The organism is Streptomyces sp. NPDC043996, assembly GCF_056435225.1.
Map to the genome: position 1 here is coordinate 60,650 of NZ_JBWKEY010000007.1, position 15,964 is coordinate 76,613.

15 protein-coding genes and 1 riboswitch are annotated in these 15,964 nt (G+C 71.7%); of the genes, 7 read left to right on the plus strand and 8 right to left on the minus strand.

Annotated features, from left to right (window positions below; genetic code table 11):
* Positions 1-88 precede the first annotated feature (88 nt).
* From nagA to AC07A4_RS19575, 3 genes are all read right to left on the minus strand, one after another.
* Complete coding sequence (gene nagA, locus AC07A4_RS19565) at positions 89-1,228, minus strand: N-acetylglucosamine-6-phosphate deacetylase (RefSeq protein WP_478600092.1); 1,140 nt, start codon at positions 1,226-1,228, stop codon at positions 89-91.
* A complete protein-coding gene (locus AC07A4_RS19570; protein ID WP_478600094.1) occupies positions 1,228-2,229 on the minus strand; it encodes an ROK family protein in 1,002 nt (333 codons plus the stop codon). Before AC07A4_RS19570 ends, nagA begins: the two co-directional genes overlap by 1 nt.
* A 188-nt stretch (positions 2,230-2,417) precedes the next feature.
* Positions 2,418-3,311, minus strand: coding sequence for an SIS domain-containing protein (locus AC07A4_RS19575; RefSeq protein WP_478600097.1), 894 nt, complete (start codon positions 3,309-3,311; stop codon positions 2,418-2,420).
* Between the two features lie 190 nt (positions 3,312-3,501).
* Between AC07A4_RS19575 and AC07A4_RS19580 the strand changes: the two genes are divergently transcribed.
* From AC07A4_RS19580 to otsB, 3 genes are all read left to right on the plus strand, one after another.
* Positions 3,502-4,770: an extracellular solute-binding protein gene (locus AC07A4_RS19580; protein WP_478600099.1), complete on the plus strand. Its 1,269-nt coding sequence runs from the start codon at positions 3,502-3,504 to the stop codon at positions 4,768-4,770.
* Between the two features lie 159 nt (positions 4,771-4,929).
* The gene (locus AC07A4_RS19585) at positions 4,930-5,172 is read left to right on the plus strand and encodes a DUF3263 domain-containing protein (protein WP_478600102.1); all 243 of its coding nucleotides are present in this window, start codon (positions 4,930-4,932) and stop codon (positions 5,170-5,172) included.
* A gap of 16 nt (positions 5,173-5,188) precedes the next feature.
* Complete coding sequence (otsB, locus tag AC07A4_RS19590; protein ID WP_478600104.1) at positions 5,189-6,043, plus strand: trehalose-phosphatase; 855 nt, start codon at positions 5,189-5,191, stop codon at positions 6,041-6,043.
* 297 nt (positions 6,044-6,340) lie between these two features.
* Here the strand turns inward: otsB and AC07A4_RS19595 are convergent, their stop codons facing one another.
* Positions 6,341-7,729 (minus strand): alpha,alpha-trehalose-phosphate synthase (UDP-forming), encoded by a 1,389-nt coding sequence (locus AC07A4_RS19595; RefSeq protein WP_478600106.1) that lies wholly within the window; start codon positions 7,727-7,729, stop codon positions 6,341-6,343.
* Positions 7,730-7,873: 144 nt separating this feature from the next.
* Complete coding sequence (locus AC07A4_RS19600; RefSeq protein WP_478600108.1) at positions 7,874-8,851, minus strand: glucosyl-3-phosphoglycerate synthase; 978 nt, start codon at positions 8,849-8,851, stop codon at positions 7,874-7,876.
* A gap of 183 nt (positions 8,852-9,034) precedes the next feature.
* Positions 9,035-9,188: riboswitch (SAM riboswitch) on the plus strand.
* Here AC07A4_RS19600 and thrC point away from each other — a divergent pair.
* The 4 genes from thrC to groL all read left to right on the plus strand — a co-directional run bounded on the left by thrC (position 9,182) and on the right by groL (position 13,536).
* Positions 9,182-10,522 carry a threonine synthase gene (thrC, locus tag AC07A4_RS19605; RefSeq protein ID WP_478600110.1) on the plus strand — a complete coding sequence of 447 codons (1,341 nt, stop codon included), beginning with the start codon at positions 9,182-9,184 and terminating at the stop codon, positions 10,520-10,522. (Overlaps the previous riboswitch by 7 nt.)
* A gap of 121 nt (positions 10,523-10,643) precedes the next feature.
* Positions 10,644-10,919 (plus strand): MoaD/ThiS family protein, encoded by a 276-nt coding sequence (locus AC07A4_RS19610; protein ID WP_478600111.1) that lies wholly within the window; start codon positions 10,644-10,646, stop codon positions 10,917-10,919.
* A 461-nt stretch (positions 10,920-11,380) separates the two neighbouring features.
* Complete coding sequence (locus AC07A4_RS19615) at positions 11,381-11,584, plus strand: cold-shock protein (RefSeq protein WP_005315736.1); 204 nt, start codon at positions 11,381-11,383, stop codon at positions 11,582-11,584.
* Positions 11,585-11,913: 329 nt separating this feature from the next.
* Positions 11,914-13,536: a chaperonin GroEL gene (groL, locus tag AC07A4_RS19620; protein WP_478600113.1), complete on the plus strand. Its 1,623-nt coding sequence runs from the start codon at positions 11,914-11,916 to the stop codon at positions 13,534-13,536.
* Positions 13,537-13,636: 100 nt separating this feature from the next.
* Here groL and AC07A4_RS19625 read toward each other — a convergent pair whose 3' ends face one another.
* The 3 genes from AC07A4_RS19625 to AC07A4_RS19635 form a co-directional block, all read right to left on the minus strand.
* Positions 13,637-13,831, minus strand: coding sequence for a hypothetical protein (locus AC07A4_RS19625; RefSeq protein ID WP_478600116.1), 195 nt, complete (start codon positions 13,829-13,831; stop codon positions 13,637-13,639).
* 221 nt (positions 13,832-14,052) lie between these two features.
* Complete coding sequence (locus AC07A4_RS19630) at positions 14,053-14,733, minus strand: Uma2 family endonuclease (RefSeq protein ID WP_478600118.1); 681 nt, start codon at positions 14,731-14,733, stop codon at positions 14,053-14,055.
* Between the two features lie 59 nt (positions 14,734-14,792).
* Complete coding sequence (locus tag AC07A4_RS19635) at positions 14,793-15,662, minus strand: hypothetical protein (RefSeq protein WP_478600120.1); 870 nt, start codon at positions 15,660-15,662, stop codon at positions 14,793-14,795.
* Between the last annotated feature and the right edge of the window lie 302 nt (positions 15,663-15,964).

Sequence of the window (15,964 nt, forward strand, 5' to 3'; positions counted from 1 at the left end):
GGGGCCTGATCATGCCAAAAAGAAGGCGGTTGGCCCAGACCCAGGGCCAACCGCCTCAGCGCGCGGGGTGCGGGTGCGCGGGCGCGCGTCAGGTGGGGTCGACGATCCACTCGCCCTTGCGCAGCACTCCCTTGAGGGCGAACTCCGCGTCCAGGACGACGATGTCGGCGTCCTTGCCGGGCTCCAGGGAGCCGACCTTGTCGTAGACGCCGAGGAGCTTCGCCGGGTTCGCGGAGATCGCGGCCACGACGTCCTCGACGGGCAGTTCGTCGATGGTCACCGCGCGCTGGAAGGCGCGGTCCAGGGTCAGCGTGGAGCCCGCGATGGAGCCGCCCTCGGCGAGCCGCGCGACGCCCTCGGACACCACGACCTCCAGCGGGCCCAGGTGGTAGGTGCCGTCGCCGAAGCCCGCCGCGTCCATCGCGTCGGTGATCAGCGCGACCCGCTCGGCGCCCGCGTGGTGGAAGGCCAGCTGGAAGGAGGCCGGGTGCAGATGGGTGCCGTCGTTGATGAGCTCGACGGTGATCCGCTCGTCCTCCAGGAGCGCGGCGATCGGCCCCGGGGTGCGGTGGCCGAGGCCGGGCATCGCGTTGTACAGGTGCGTGGCCACGGTGGCGCCCGCGTCGATGGCCTCGACGGTCTGCTCGTACGTGGCGTCGGTGTGCCCGATCGCGGCGATCACGCCGTGCTCGGCGAGCAGCCGTACGGAGTCGATGCCGCCGGGCAGTTCGGTGGCGAGGGTGACCATCTTGGCCTGGCCGCGGGCCGCGTCGAGGAGCTTGCGGACCTCCGCCGGGTCCGGGTGGCGCAGCAGGGACTCGCTGTGCGCGCCCTTGCGGCACGGCGAGATGAACGGGCCCTCGAAGTGGATGCCCGCGATCTCGCCCTGCTCGGCGAGCTCGGAGAGCAGGCCCGCGCGCTGGGCGAGCGCGTCCATCTCGCCGGTGACGGTGGAGGCGACGGTGGTGGTGGTGCCGTGCAGGCGGTGGGTGTGGACGCCGTGCAGGATGTCGTCGACGGTGCCGTTGGTGAAGGAGGCGCCGCCGCCCCCGTGGTTGTGGATGTCGACGAAGCCGGGGACCAGCCAGTGGCCGCTCAGGTCGACGACCTCGGCGTCCGCGGGAGCGCTCCCCGCGATGCGCGCGCCGTCGACGATCACGCGGCCCTGGGCGACGGTCCCGGTGGGCAGGACCACCTGAGCACCGGCGAGAACCTTGCTAGTGGCCATCAGGCGGTTACCTCCGTGGAGTCGGCAGTGGGGGTGGTGGGGGTGGTGGACGCGAGAGATGTATCGGTACGCGCGCCCTTCGGCGTGAGCAGGTCCCAGGCGAGGAGTCCCGCGCCCAGGCAGCCCGCCGCGTCGCCGAGCGCCGCGGGCACGATCCGCGGCAGCGTCTGGAACTGGACCACGCGGGCCGCCACGGCCTCGCGCAGGGGCGTGAACAGGGTGTCCCCGGCCTCCGCGAGGCCGCCGCCGACGATCAGCGCCTCGGGGTCCAGAAGGGTGAGGGCGGTCAACAGGCCGTCGGCGAGGGCGTCCACCGCGTGCTGCCAGACCGCGAGGGCGCGCGGATCGCCCGAGCGCACCGCCTTCGCGCAGTCCGCGGCGTCCGCGCCCGGGTCGCCGCTGGCCTTCGCCCACGCCTCGCTGACTGCGGAGGCGGACGCCAGGCGCTCCAGGCAGCCGCGCTGGCCGCAGCCGCAGGGCGGGCCGCCGGGGCGGACGACGACGTGCCCGATCTCGCCCGCGGAGCCGTGGGCGCCGGGCTCGATGCGGCCGCCGATGCCGATGGCGCCCGCGATGCCGGTGCCGAGGGGCACGAACAGGAAGCGGCCGAAGGCCTTGCCCGCGCCGATCCTGCCCTCGGCGAGGCCGCCGGTGCGCACGTCGTGGCCGAGGGCCACGGGGATGTCTCCCAGGCGGGCGCTGAGCAGGTCGCGCAGCGGTACGTCGGTCCAGCCGAGGTTGGCCGCGTAGACCGCGAGGCCGCGCTCGGCGTCGATGATGCCGGGGACCGCGACGCCCGCCGCCGCGGCGCTCTCGCCGAGCTGCTCCTCGCCGTGCGCGCGCAAGTCGGCGGCGAAGTCGAGGATCGACTCGACGACCGCGGCCGGGCCGCGGTCGCGGCCGGTCGGGCGGCGGGCCTCGTGGAGCAGCGTGCCGTCCGCCCCGACCAGGGCGGCCTTCATTCCGGTGCCGCCCACGTCCAGGGCGATGACATGTCTCACGGGGACAGTGTCGCGTGTGACCCCGCGAGAGGTCTAGTCCAGTGACCCCGGTGCCGTCCTCGCGGGGCGCCCCAGGCCCGCCCCTTCCCGAACCGGGGGCTGCCGCCCCCGGGCCCCCGGCTCAACAGACATTGGCGCTTCGCGCCTCGTCCTCAAACGCCGGACGGGCTGGAACTTCCCGCCGTCGTCTACTTGAGGACCACGCTGCGGGTCAGGTTTCGGGGGTGGTCAGGGTCCTGGCCCCGGGACTCCGCCAGGTGTACGGCCAGGCGCTGGGCGCGGATCAGGTCGGCCAGGGGGTCGGTGTCGGTGCGTGTCTCCAGGTGGCCGCCCACGCGGGTCACGTCCTCGGCCAGGCCCTCGGGCAGGGTGCCGAACATCCAGGCCACCCGGCCGGGGGCGGTGATCGAGATGGGGCCGTGGCGGTACTCCATCGCCGGGTAGGCCTCCGTCCAGGCGCCCGCGGCCTCGCGCATCTTCAGGCCCGCCTCCAGGGCGAGGCCGTAGGTCCAGCCGCGGCCGAGGAACGTCCACTGCTCCGCCGCGACGACCGCCTCGGGCAGCGGCTCGGCGATCGCGCGCTCGGCGTCCGCCGCCGCCTCTGCGAGCGGCTTCACGCCGGGGACCTCGCCGAGCCCGGCGCGCAGGAAGGCCAGGGCCGTCGTCGCGAACCGCGTCTGCACCACCGACTCCTCATCGGCCCAGTCGAGGACGGCCACGGTGTCGGCGGCCGCCATGACGGGCGTCTTCGGGTCGGCGGTCAGGGCAAGGGTCGGCACGGTGCCGCGCACCGCCGCGAGCAGGTCAAGGACCTCCGTCGTCGTACCGGAGCGGGTGATCGCCACGACGCGGTCGTAGCGCCGCCCGGCGGGGAACTCCGACGACGCGAACGCGTCCGTCTCGCCCTGCCCCGCGGCCTCCCGCAGCGCCGCGTACGCGAGCGCCATGAACCACGACGTGCCGCAGCCGGTCACGGCGACGCGCTCGCCCGGCGCGGGCAGTCCCTCGAAGTCCGCGGCGTGCGCGGCGGCCCGCCGCCAGCAGTCGGGCTGGGTGGCTATCTCAGTTGCGGTACGCGACATCTGCCAAGGCTCCTTGCCGGTGCGGGAGTTGCGTGGGGCATCGCCCCGAGCAGTGCATAGCAGCAGCGCGACGGGTGCGGCAATGGGGTACCGCCGTTGCAGAAGCGATACGCGGGTGGTGTAGACCTGGTGTCAGGACGCGGGGGAGACTCGCGGTTCCGTACGTTCCGACAAGGGTGGGAAAACAGCAGTGCAGCGGCGCGTGACAGGGCTGACGGCGGCGGTGGCCGCACTGAGCATGGCGGCACTGCTCGCCGGATGCGGCGGATCGGGCGGATCGGGCGATGTGACCCTCAAGCTCGTGGCCGCCGACTACGGCGACTCGGCGGCGAACAGCTCCAAGAAGTACTGGGACAAGCTGGCCAAGGCGTTCGAGGCCGAGCACCCGGACATCAAGGTCGACGTCGAGGTCTACTCGTGGACCGACGTGGACCGCAAGGTCAAGGAGATGGTCGCGGACGACGACGCCCCCGACCTCGCCCAGATCGGCGCCTACGCGGACTACGCCGCCCGGGACAAGCTCTACAGCGCCGACGACGTGCTCTCCATCCCCACCCAGGCCGACTTCCTCGCCCCGCTGTCCAAGGCGGGCGTCGTCAACCGCGTCCAGTACGGCATGCCGTTCGCCGCGTCCACGCGCCTGCTGTTCTTCAACGAGAAGCTCTTCAAGGACGCGGGCGTCACCCCGCCGGAGAGCTGGAGCCAGCTCCAGGCCGCCGCGAAGAAGCTCAAGTCGCGCGGCGTGAAGTACCCGTACGCGCTGCCCCTCGGCCCGGAGGAGGCGCAGGCCGAGACCCTCCAGTGGCTGCTCAGCGGAGGCGGCGGCTACACCGACAACGTCGGCTCGTACGACATCGACTCCAAGCAGAACGTGCAGACGTTCAAGTGGCTGAAGGACGAGCTGGTCGGCAAGGGCCTGACCGGGCCGACGGCGCCCGCCGAGCTCAACCGCGCGCAGGCCTTCGCGGCGTTCACGCGCGGCGAGGTCGGCATGCTCAACGGCCACCCCACGCTCATGCAGATGGCGGCCAAGAAGGGCGTCAAGTTCGGCATGGTCCCGATGCCCGGCGTCAACGGCAAGACGCAGGCCACGATGGGCGTCGCCGACTGGATGATGGCCTTCAAGCAGAACGGCAACCGCAAGGAGATCAGCGAGTTCCTCGACTTCGCCTACTCCAAGAAGAACGTCCTGGACTTCTCCCGCGAGTACGACCTGCTGCCCGTCACCACGTCGGCCTCCCAGGCGATGGCCGCCGACAAGCAGGACGCGAAGAAGCTCGGCACCTTCCTGGAGCAGCTGCCCACCTCCCAGCTGTACCCGGTCGGCAAGACCTCGTGGGCGCAGGTGTCCGTGCAGGTCAAGAAGTACATCGGCAAGACCGTCGACCCGAACGGCGACCCTGAGGCCGTCCTCGGGCAGATCGAGTCGAAGGCGGCCGCCGAGGAGAACGCGCGGTAGCCCTCCCGGGGTGGGGGCGGTGCTCGGTGCCCGCCGCTACCGCGACGGGATCTTCTCCCACCCGCCCACCCGTGCGCCCCTGAGCTGCGAAACGGCGTCCTCGACGCGTGGCGCCGCGGGTGGTGGGTGGGTGTCGGTGGCCGTGGTTAGTGTGGGCGGGTGACCGACGTTTCTGGAGCTGGGCTCTCCGCGCAGGCCCTCGCCGTGCTTGCCCTTGAGCGGCGGAGCTGGAGCGGGCCCGGGGCCAAGGAGCGGGCCATCCGCGAAGAGCTGGGGCTCGCGCCGGTGCGCTACTACCAGCTCCTCAACGCCCTCCTCGACGACGAGCGGGCCCTCGCCCACGACCCGGTCACCGTGAACCGGCTGCGGCGGGTCCGCGAGGCGCGGCGCGCCGAACGCTGAGGCTATGGTCGGGCCCATGGGTGACCTCACGCACGCCTTGCCCGAGCCGCTGAGCCCCGCCGGACGCGACGGGCTCGCCGCGATCCTGGCCCGCCCCGAAAGGGCCGTGATCGCCCTGGACTTCGACGGCACGCTCGCCCCGATCGTGCCGGACCCCGAGCGGGCCCGCGCCCACCCCGGCGCCGTGCCCGCGCTCGCCGCGCTCGCCCCCCAGGTCCGCTCCGTCGCCGTCGTCACCGGGCGCCCGGCGGGCGTCGCCGTCCGCCACGGCGGCTTCGCGGGCGTCCCCGGCCTCGAACACCTCGTCGTCCTCGGGCACTACGGCGCGGAGCGCTGGGACGCGGTGACCGGGACCGTGCACGCGGCGGAGCCGCACCCCGGCGTCGCCGCCGTGCGCGCCGAACTCCCGGGGTTCCTCGACGGGATCGGCGCGTGGCGCGGCACCTGGATCGAGGAGAAGGGGCGGGCCGTCGCCGTGCACACGCGCCGGGCGGAGGACCCCGAGGCCGCCTTCGACGCGCTGCGCGCCCCGCTCGCGGACCTCGCCGCCCGCCACGGCCTGATCGTGGAGCCGGGCCGCATGGTCCTCGAACTGCGCCCGCCCGGCGTGGACAAGGGCGTCGCCCTCACCGAGTACGTACGGGAGGTCGGCGCCGGGGCGGTCCTGTACGCCGGGGACGACCTGGGCGACCTGCCCGCCTTCGCCGCCGTCGACAAGCTGCGGGTGGACGGGGAGCTGCGGGGGCTGCTGGTGTGCAGCGGCAGCCAGGAGGTGACGGACCTGTCATCCCGATCCGACCTGGTGGTCGACGGCCCGGCCGGGGTGGTGGCCTTGCTGTCGGCCCTGGCGGAACACCTGCCCGGCAGCTGAGGCGACGGCCCTGGCGGACCCGCACCCGGCGGCTTCGGCGCGAACCCGTACCCGGCGGCTTCGGGCTGTGCCCACCCGTTCCGCCCTCTGGGCGGCCCAGCTGCCCACAGCGGGGGCGGCATGAGGTGTGCCCGGCGAGGGGCGGCACGAGGCGCGCCCGGCGAGGCACAACGCGTAGCGCACCCACCCACCCACCCGCAGCGCCACGCGTCGAGGGCGCCGTTTTGCAGCTCAGGGGTGCACGGGTGGGTGGGTGGGAAGAATCCCGCCGCGATAGCGGTGGGCACCGGACGGCGGTCAAGACGTGAGCGCGGACAGCTGATCCACGAACCACCGCGCCGGAGGCAACGCCGTGGCCGCGGCGGCAAGCCGCTTCGTGCGCTCGGCCCGCTCCCCGGAGGGAAGGACCAGCGCCTCATGGAGCGCCGCAGCCGTCCCCGACACGTCGTAAGGGTTCACCCCGATCGCGTCCTCGGCGAGCTCCTCGTACGCCCCGGCCTCCCGGGAGAGCACCAGCGCGCACCCCTCGTCGGAGACGACAGGCACCTCCTTGGCGACGAGGTTCATCCCGTCCCGGATGGGGTTGACGAGGGCCACGTCGGCGAGCCGGTACGCGGCGAGGGAGCGCGCGAAGTCGTCCTTGACGTGCAGGACCACCGGCGCCCACCCGTCCGTGCCGAAGCGGGCGTTGATCGCGTCGGCGACCCGGGCGACCTCCGCCGTGTAGGCGCGGTACACCGCGAGGTCCTGCCGCGAGGGGTAGGCGAACGCCACGTGCACCACCCGCTCGCGCCACTCGGGCCGCTCCGCGAGCAGCAGCTCGTACGCCCGCAGCCCCCGCACGATGTTCTTGGAGAGCTCCGTGCGGTCGACCCGGACGATGACCTTCCGCCCGGCTCCGACCTGCTCCCGCAGCGCGGCCAGGCGCTCCTCGACGTCGGGCCGCCGCGACCGCTCCCGCAGGAAGTCCGCGTCGGCGCCGAGCCCGTGCACCCCGATCCGCGTCCCCGACGTACCCCCGAGCACCCGTACGCAGCACTCGGTGAACGCGTCCGCCCACCGCCCGGTGAGGAAGCCGAGCCGGTCCGCGCCGAGCATGCCGCGCAGGAGCCGCTCGGCGACGTCGTCCGGCAGCATCCGGAAGTAGTCCACCGGCGCCCACGGCGTGTGCGAGAAGTGCCCGATGCGCAGGTCGGGGCGGAGCGCGCGGAGCATGCCGGGCACCAGGGCCAGGTGGTAGTCCTGCACCAGGACCGCCGCGCCGGGTGCCGCGCTGTCGGCGAGGGCCCGCGCGAAGGCGTCGTTGTACCGCTCGTAGGCGGCCCACTGGGCGCGGAACTCCGGGCCGAACTCCGGCTCAAGCGGCGTCTGGTACAGCATGTGGTGCACGAACCACAGGACCGAGTTCGCGACGCCGTTGTACGCCGCCGCGTGCGTCTCGGCGTCGATGTCCAGCATCCGCACGCCCGGCTCCCCGACCCCGCGCCGCACCGCCTCGCGGTCGCCGTCGCCGAGCGCCGAGCACACCCACAGCGCGTCCGCCTCGTCGCCGACGGCGCTCAGCCCGGACACGAGCCCGCCGCCGCCCCGCCTGGCGGTCAGCGCCCCGTCCTCCCCGACGGCGTAGGAGACGGGGCCGCGGTTGGACGCGACCAGAACAGAAGCGGCGGCATGCGCGGAGACCATGGAGACGAACCTAGCCCGCGCCTCGATCCCGTAAACGCGCATCCGTGCGACCGGCCCGCCGCGGGGGTGAAGCGGCCGGAAGAAGCCGCTGCGGGCGGGCCAGGGGGCTCACGTGAGGGCTCACGCGAGGGTGGGCCACCGGGCTCACGCGACGCGCCGCGCCGCGTACTCCGCGATCTCGGCCATCGGCGGCCGCTCCTCGGTGTCCACCGCGTACGTGCGCGGCTCGAACCCGGACGGGCCCCGCACGAACTGCGTCAGCTCCGGCCGCACCAGCTGGCCGCGGGCGAGGCGCAGCTGCGCCGTGCGGTAGATCGACGCCGCCATCCGCCCGAGCGCCTGCCCGTCCTGGTGCCGGTGCCTGCGCACGCCCACGTCGACCTGCGCGAGCGCGTCCAGGCCCACGGTGTGCAGCGCGTCCACGAGCAGGGCCAGCTCCACGCCGTACCCGACGGGGAACGGCAGCCGCTCCAGGAGCGACCTGCGGGCCGCGTACTCGCCGCCGAGGGGCTGGACGAAGCCCGCGAGCCGCGGCCAGTGCATGTTCAGGACCGGCCGGGCGAGGAGCTCGGTGACGCGCCCGCCCTGGCCCGCCGTCGCCCCGGCGTCGGGGCCGTGGCGGTCGTCCGACACGGTCAGCGGGCGGTCGTACATCGCCTTCACGAAGTGCACGTCGGGCTCGGTGAGCAGCGGGCCCACGATGCCGGTCACGAAGTCCGCCGAGAACTCCTTCAGGTCGGCGTCCACGAACGCGATCACATCGCCACTCGTCACCAGGAGTGACCGCCACAGGACCTCGCCCTTGCCGGGGACGGCCGGCAGGCGCGGCAGCACGTCGTCCCGCCGCACCACCCGGGCGCCCGCGGCGCGCGCCACGTCCGCGGTGCGGTCGCGCGAGCCGGAGTCCACCACCACGAGCTCGTCGACCAGCGGCACCTTCTCGACGAGCTCGCGGCGGATCTCGGCGACGATCTCACCGACGGTCCGCTCCTCGTCGAGCGCGGGCAGCACGACGCTCACCGTGGTGCCCGTGGCCCGCTTGGCGGCGGTGAGCCGGTCCAGCGGGCGGTCGGCCACGGACCAGGAACGCCTGCTCAGCCAGCGCTCGACCTCTTCCAGCACGCGGGCTCCTCCCGTTGGTGACCGTGCGTGTGATCTGTGCGTGTGATCCGTGCACGTGATCCATGCATGTGATCCATCTCGCGGTTCGGACGACTATCTCAACTGTCCGGGCCTTCGGTTACAGTCTTGAACAACGCCGGTGACCATCGCATGTCGGGGGTCGCCGCCGTCACAATCGAATACCGCTCATCCAGAGGGGCAGAGGGATACGGCCCGTTGAAGCCCCGGCAACCCTCCAGTCGGTCTCTTGCGACGCCATCGGCGCACCGCGAGGCTCCCGGCTCGGGAAGGTGCCAATTCCGTCTCGTGGCGAGATGCGCCGCGAGGAAGATGAGGAGAAAGGGCCTCGCCTCCATGGCTGTGCAGACTGTCGCCACCCCCTCCGCAACGGACGCCGCCTCCGCGCCGGACACCCAGGTCGACCTCGGACCCGCTTCGGGCCTCTCCTGCCGCGAGTGCGGCACGCTCTTCCCGCTCGGTCCGATCTTCGCCTGCGCCGAGTGTTTCGGCCCGCTCGAAGTCGCGTACGACCTGCCCGTCGGCGACCCGGAGGCACTGCGGCGGAAGATCGAGTCGGGCCCGGCGAACATCTGGCGGTACGCGCCGCTGCTTCCGGTCCCCGCCGACGTGGCCGACAAGCCGAACCTCAACCCCGGCTGGACCAAGCTCGTCAAGGCCGACAACCTCGCCCGTGAACTCGGCGTCGAGCCGGGCAAGCTGTTCGTCAAGGACGACTCCGGCAACCCCACCCACTCCTTCAAGGACCGCGTCGTCGCGCAGGCCCTGGAAGCCGCCCGCGCCTTCGGCTTCACCACGCTGTCCTGCTCCTCCACGGGCAACCTCGCCGGGGCCGTCGGCGCCGCCGCCGCCCGCGCGGGCTTCCGCTCCTGCGTGTTCATCCCGCACGACCTGGAGCAGGGCAAGGTCGTCATGGCCGCGGTCTACGGCGGCGAGCTCGTCGGCATCGAGGGCAACTACGACGACGTGAACCGCTTCTGCTCCGAGCTCATCGGCGACCCGCTCGGCGAGGGCTGGGGCTTCGTCAACGTCAACCTGCGGCCGTACTACGGCGAGGGCTCCAAGACCCTGGCGTACGAGATCTGCGAGCAGCTGGGGTGGGTCCTGCCGGACCAGCTGGTGATCCCCATCGCCTCGGGATCGCAGCTCACGAAGATCGACAAGGGTCTGAAGGAGCTCATCAAGCTGGGCCTTGTCGCGGACAAGCCGTACAAGATCTTCGGCGCCCAGGCCGAGGGCTGCTCGCCGGTCTCGGCCGCCTTCAAGGCGGGCCATGACGTGGTGCGCCCCCAGAAGCCGAACACCATCGCCAAGTCCCTCGCCATCGGCAACCCGGCCGATGGTCCGTACGTCCTTGACATCGCCCGGCGCACGGGCGGCGCCGTGGAGGACGTCAACGACGAGCAGGTCGTCGACGCGATCAAGCTCCTCGCGCGCACGGAGGGCATCTTCGCGGAGACCGCGGGTGGCGTGACCGTCGGGGTCACGCGCAAGCTGATCGAGGCGGGGCTCCTCGACACCTCCCTGACCACGGTCGTCCTCAACACCGGTGACGGCCTCAAGACCCTTGACGCGGTCGCCGAGACCTCGCAGGCCACCGCCACGATTCGGCCCAGCCTGGACGCTTTTCGCTCCGCGGGGCTTGCGGGTTAGCGCCGTAGGGCCTGCTGCCTGATTTTCGTCTGCGGGCTGGTCGTGGCTGGTCGCGCAGTTCCCCGCGCCCCTTCGGGGCGCTCCTGACAGGGGCGCCCTTCGATACACCGAGGTGAAGACTATGAGCGTCAACGTTCGGATTCCGACCATTCTGCGTACCTACACCGGTGGGCAGGCCGAGGTGAGTGCCGAGGGTGGCACCCTCGCCGAGGTCATCGCCGACCTGGAGAAGAACCACACGGGTATCGCCACCCGCGTCCTCGATGACCAGGGCAAGCTGCGCCGCTTCGTGAACGTGTACGTCAACGACGACGACGTCCGTTTCGAGCAGGGCCTGCAGACGGCCACGCCGGACGGCGCGGGCGTATCGATCATTCCGGCGGTCGCGGGCGGCTGAGCGCCCCCTTCGTAGCTCCTTCGTATACGACCGCCGCGCGCCGTACGCAGCGTTACCGGGATTGCCCCCTCCGCGAGAGAAGCGGAGGGGGCAATTCTGCATGGTTGAGCGCGGTACAGTTGGGAATGAAGCTTCGCTTTTGGAGCGGAGCGGCGCCCAGAGCGGGCACGGAGCCGGCCTTCAGGCCGACAAGAAGTAGCCAAAGTGCGCCGCCTATTTGAGCCTAATGCGGCATTTGTCTGGCCCGACTTGCCCTGAACTCCGGCGAATTCTCCCTATACCGCCGATCGGCCATGCCCAGAATTCTCGTCCGATTGACCTGTTGCAGACGGCAGTTGGGCAGATACATTCAGCCGCGGTCGACGCGTTCCGGCGCACACCCCCAACCCATGGGGAGTGAGGTCTGACCCGGGTCCGCGAAGTGCGGTCCTGCGCAAGGGCCAGTAATAGGGGAGTTAGGCATGGCTCAGGGCACCGTCAAGTGGTTCAACGCGGAGAAGGGATACGGCTTCATCGCGGTAGACGGTGGTGCGGATGTATTCGTCCACTACAGCGCGATTCAGATGGACGGCTACCGCACCCTGGAAGAAGGTCAGCGGGTCGAGTTCGAGATCTCGCAGGGCCAGAAGGGTCCGCAGGCGGACATGGTCAAGCTCGCCGTCTGATCGGCTTGGCGCGATCGGCCACCAGCGACGTGTGGGGCCCGCATCCCGGTTGACCGGGATGCGGGCCCTTTCGCTGTGCCCGGCCGCGGGGCCGGGCGGGACCCGGCGGCGGGCCGGGGGCGGGTCCGGTTTCGGGGGCGACCTTGCACTCGGAGGGGGCGAGTGCTAATCATTGGCGTTAGCACTCTACGAGTGAGAGTGACAGAAGGACCGGGTGGGTGAGGTCCGCAGGCCGGGTGGGGCAAGGAACCACAAGGCAGGCAGACCGTCCGTCGCGGGCGCCGGCGCGGTCCGAGTATTTCCACCCCTGTCCGGGAGGACCACTTCACATGGCCAAGATCATCGCGTTCGACGAGGAGGCACGGCGCGGCCTCGAGCGCGGCATGAACCAGCTCGCCGACGCCGTCAAGGTGACCCTGGGCCCCAAGGGTCGCAACGTCGTCCTCGAGAAGAAGTGGGGCGCCCCCACGATCACCAACGATGGTGTGTCCATCGCCAAGGAGATCGAGCTCGAGGACCCGTACGAGAAGATCGGCGCCGAGCTGGTCAAGGAGGTCGCGAAGAAGACGGACGACGTCGCCGGTGACGGCACGACGACCGCGACCGTCCTGGCCCAGGCCCTGGTGCGCGAGGGTCTGCGCAACGTGGCCGCCGGTGCCAACCCGATGGCCCTCAAGCGCGGCATCGAGAAGGCCGTCGAGGCTGTCTCGGGCGCCCTGCTCGAGCAGGCCAAGGACGTGGAGACCAAGGAGCAGATCGCTTCGACCGCCTCCATCTCCGCCGCCGACACCCAGATCGGCGAGCTCATCGCCGAGGCGATGGACAAGGTCGGCAAGGAAGGCGTCATCACCGTCGAGGAGTCCCAGACCTTCGGTCTGGAGCTGGAGCTCACCGAGGGTATGCGCTTCGACAAGGGCTACATCTCGGCGTACTTCGCCACCGACATGGAGCGTATGGAGGCGTCGCTCGACGACCCGTACATCCTGATCGTCAACTCCAAGATCTCCAACGTGAAGGACCTCCTTCCGCTCCTGGAGAAGGTCATGCAGTCGGGCAAGCCGCTGCTGATCATCGCCGAGGACGTCGAGGGCGAGGCCCTGTCCACGCTGGTCGTCAACAAGATCCGTGGCACCTTCAAGTCCGTCGCCGTCAAGGCCCCGGGCTTCGGCGACCGCCGCAAGGCCATGCTCGGTGACATCGCCATCCTCACGGGCGGCACGGTCATCTCCGAGGAGGTCGGCCTCAAGCTGGAGAACGCCGGTCTCGACCTGCTCGGCCGCGCCCGCAAGGTCGTCATCACCAAGGACGAGACCACGATCGTCGACGGTGCCGGTGACTCCGAGGCCGTCCAGGGCCGCGTGAACCAGATCCGCGCCGAGATCGAGAACAGCGACTCGGACTACGACCGCGAGAAGCTCCAGGAGCGCCTGGCGAAGCTCGCGGGCGGCGTGGCCGTCATCAAGGCCGGTGCCGCGACCGAGGTCGAGCTCAAGGAGCGCAAGCACCGCATCGAGGACGCCGTTCGCAACGCGAAGGCGGCCGTCGAGGAGGGCATCGTCGCCGGTGGTGGCGTGGCCCTGCTGCAGGCCTCCTCGGTGTTCGAGAAGCTGGAGCTCGAGGGCGACGAGGCCACCGGTGCCGCCGCCGTCAAGCTGGCGCTCGAGGCCCCGCTGAAGCAGATCTCCGTGAACGCTGGCCTCGAGGGTGGCGTCATCGTGGAGAAGGTCCGCAACCTCACCCCCGGTCACGGCCTGAACGCCGCGAACGGCGAGTACGTGGACATGATCGCCGAGGGCATCATCGACCCGGCGAAGGTCACGCGCTCCGCGCTGCAGAACGCCGCGTCGATCGCCGCGCTGTTCCTCACCACCGAGGCCGTCATCGCCGACAAGCCGGAGAAGGCCGCCGCGGCCGCTCCGGGCGGCATGCCGGGCGGTGACATGGACTTCTGAGCCTGACGGTTCAGCCTGTCCTTTCCGAGGGCGGTATCCCTTGCCACTGGCGGGGGGTGCCGCCCTCGGGCGTTTCCGCGTCAGCCGACGCGGCCGGTCTTCAGCACGTGGACGGTGACGGTGTCGCCGTCCGCCCGGTACAGCGCGAGGCGGCCTCTCGGTGGTCCTCCGCCTCCAGCTGCGCCATGAACTCGTCGTGGGCCAAGGCAGGCCCCGTGGGGGCGGCCTCGCGCGCCCGAGCCTCGGCGATGTCGGCCTCGTCGCGCAGCCGCTGCAGTTCTTCGAGCTCGCCCAAGACGTCGTCCTTTCGTGTCAGGGAGCGGCCGCCGCGCGGATTCGGGCCGCGTGGGTGTGGACCTGGGGGGCCGTGAGCGTGGGGGTGCGGGGTGTCGCCTCGCCCCGGCAGGGGCCGCAGCGGCCGCTCGGCAGGGCGTCCGGGCGGCCCGGGGCGCCGCAGGTCGCGTACTCCAGTACGCGTAGGGTGCGGCGGCGTTCCGGTTGTGCCCGGCCTGGCTGTCAGTCCGCGTAGTCCTTGAGCTTTTCGGTTTCGAGGGTGAGGGCTACGGGGGCGGGGATGCGGACGGTGGAGCCATAGCGGTACGGGCGGCGGCTCTGGTAGGCGCCGTTCTCGAGGGAGCTGTACACGACGACGCTGTGCTCGTCGCGGTCGATGAGGAGATAGACGGGGATACCGGCGTGGGCGTAGGCGCGCGGTTTGTCGTGGCGGTCGCGACGGTCGGTGTCGCTGTCGCGGGACGTGACCTCGACGGTCATCAGGACGCCGCCGGGGGGCGCCCACTCGCCCTGTCCGGCGAAGTAGTCGACCGGAGTCAGGGCGCCGTCCGGTTTGATGCAACCCTTCCTGTACGTGTCGATCCGCAGCCCCTGTTCCACATGCAGGGCCAGCTCGGGGCGTTGCATCATGCACTGGCGGACCAACCACATGATGATCGAACCGTGGTCGCCGTCCGGCACGGGCTTGACCTCTAGCTCTCCGTTGATCAGTTCCAGTGTCACGGTCTCGGGGGCGACGCGGGCCAGTTCTTCGAAGTCGTCGACGTCGATGGGGCCGTGCCGTACGAGCAGGCGTCCGTCGAGGAATTCGAGCTTGTTCCGTACGGTCTCCGGGGCCCTGCGGACCAGTTCCTCGAAGTCCTCGACGGACATCTGCGGGCGTTCGGCGGTGCCAGGGGTCATGGTGTTGCCTCCTCCCCTCCATGGTGCCCCGGAGCCATGCGGCCGGACCGTCTGAGCGGTCATGTGGGTGTCCCTTCGGGTAGGGGATTCGGCAGGCCGAGTGCCGCGCGGGCCGCGGCGGCGTGCGCCTGGACCGCGAGGGCGGTGAGAGGTGCCGGGGGCCTGGTGCGGGCAGGCTCTCCCCGGCAGGGCCCGCAGGCACCTCCCGGCAGTTCCTCCGGGCGCCCCGGAGCGCCGCAGCGTGCGCACTCCAGTACGCGCAGCACGGGGCGCGCGGCGATCGGCTCCGGTGGGAGCTTTGAGGTCAGGCGGCTGCGTACGAGGGCCGCCGGGCTGTGGACCGGGGTGGGCAGGCCCGTGGTCAGGGCGCGCAGGATCGCCTCCTCCGTGGCGCCCCGCGCGAACCACCGCTCCGCAAGGGGGCCGAGCGCCGCGCAGTCCGCCGCCGAGAGGGAGAGTGCCGGGGCCGTGCGGCCCAGGGCCGCCAGGAGGATGAACGCCCTGCTGCGCGTCGGGCGTTGGCGCTCCCTCGGTAAGTCGCCCCGGGTGAACTCCGCCCACCACTCGTCGTCCCGCGCCGTCCGCGAGAACCACGTCCGGGTGATCCAGCGGGCGCTTCCGCTGCCGTGCACGTGTTCGCGTCCCCGGCGCAGATGACCCGCCGCCTGAAGGGCGTTGAGGGCCGTCCGCAGCGCGCACTGCCCGTACGGCAGGACCTTGGCCAGCGTCTTTACGGAGATGTCGGTGCCGTCGGGCAGCCGGTCGAGGTATGCGGCGATGGCCGCCTCGCGGGGCGGTAAGTGCGGGAAGTCTTCTCCGGAGCGGGGGAGTTGGTCCGGGGCGGAGCGCTTTCCGTAACCCGGGTTGGCCATCGGGTGCGGGGTCGCGTGCGGGGCGCGGGCGGCGTCGCTAAACTTGGCGTCAGCCATGGGATCGAACGTCTCTTTCGATCTTGTTGGTTAAACCCCCGCCGGTGTTGCTAGCGCCGAGCGGGGGTTGTTCGTTATGCGGGCACGTTAAGGCGTCGCTACGTTGCGTGGCAAGTCGGTTGCGGGAAGTGGGGATTCTTCAACTCGCGGGGAGGGTGGGTGGGTTGAGGCCCGCCGCCCGTTCCTTGGAAAGAGGGCTTGGGGCTGGGGGCTTGAGCTTCGGGTGCGGGTGTCGTAGGCCTCGCGGGGCGCCCCAGGCCCGCCCCTTCCCGATCCGGGTGCGGCTGCCCCCGTTCCCCCGC

What these genes read in the sequence shown, in the direction of transcription:
- nagA (WP_478600092.1), bottom strand. Translation starts at nt 1,228, where the DNA reads ATGGCCACTAGCAAGGTTCTCGCCGGTGCTCAGGTGGTCCTGCCCACC.
- AC07A4_RS19575 (WP_478600097.1), bottom strand. Translation starts at nt 3,311, where the DNA reads ATGTCGCGTACCGCAACTGAGATAGCCACCCAGCCCGACTGCTGGCGG.
- otsB (WP_478600104.1), top strand. Translation starts at nt 5,189, where the DNA reads ATGGGTGACCTCACGCACGCCTTGCCCGAGCCGCTGAGCCCCGCCGGA.
- AC07A4_RS19595 (WP_478600106.1), bottom strand. Translation starts at nt 7,729, where the DNA reads ATGGTCTCCGCGCATGCCGCCGCTTCTGTTCTGGTCGCGTCCAACCGC.
- thrC (WP_478600110.1), top strand. Translation starts at nt 9,182, where the DNA reads ATGAGGAGAAAGGGCCTCGCCTCCATGGCTGTGCAGACTGTCGCCACC.
- AC07A4_RS19610 (WP_478600111.1), top strand. Translation starts at nt 10,644, where the DNA reads ATGAGCGTCAACGTTCGGATTCCGACCATTCTGCGTACCTACACCGGT.
- AC07A4_RS19615 (WP_005315736.1), top strand. Translation starts at nt 11,381, where the DNA reads ATGGCTCAGGGCACCGTCAAGTGGTTCAACGCGGAGAAGGGATACGGC.
- groL (WP_478600113.1), top strand. Translation starts at nt 11,914, where the DNA reads ATGGCCAAGATCATCGCGTTCGACGAGGAGGCACGGCGCGGCCTCGAG.
- AC07A4_RS19630 (WP_478600118.1), bottom strand. Translation starts at nt 14,733, where the DNA reads ATGACCCCTGGCACCGCCGAACGCCCGCAGATGTCCGTCGAGGACTTC.
- AC07A4_RS19635 (WP_478600120.1), bottom strand. Translation starts at nt 15,662, where the DNA reads ATGGCTGACGCCAAGTTTAGCGACGCCGCCCGCGCCCCGCACGCGACC.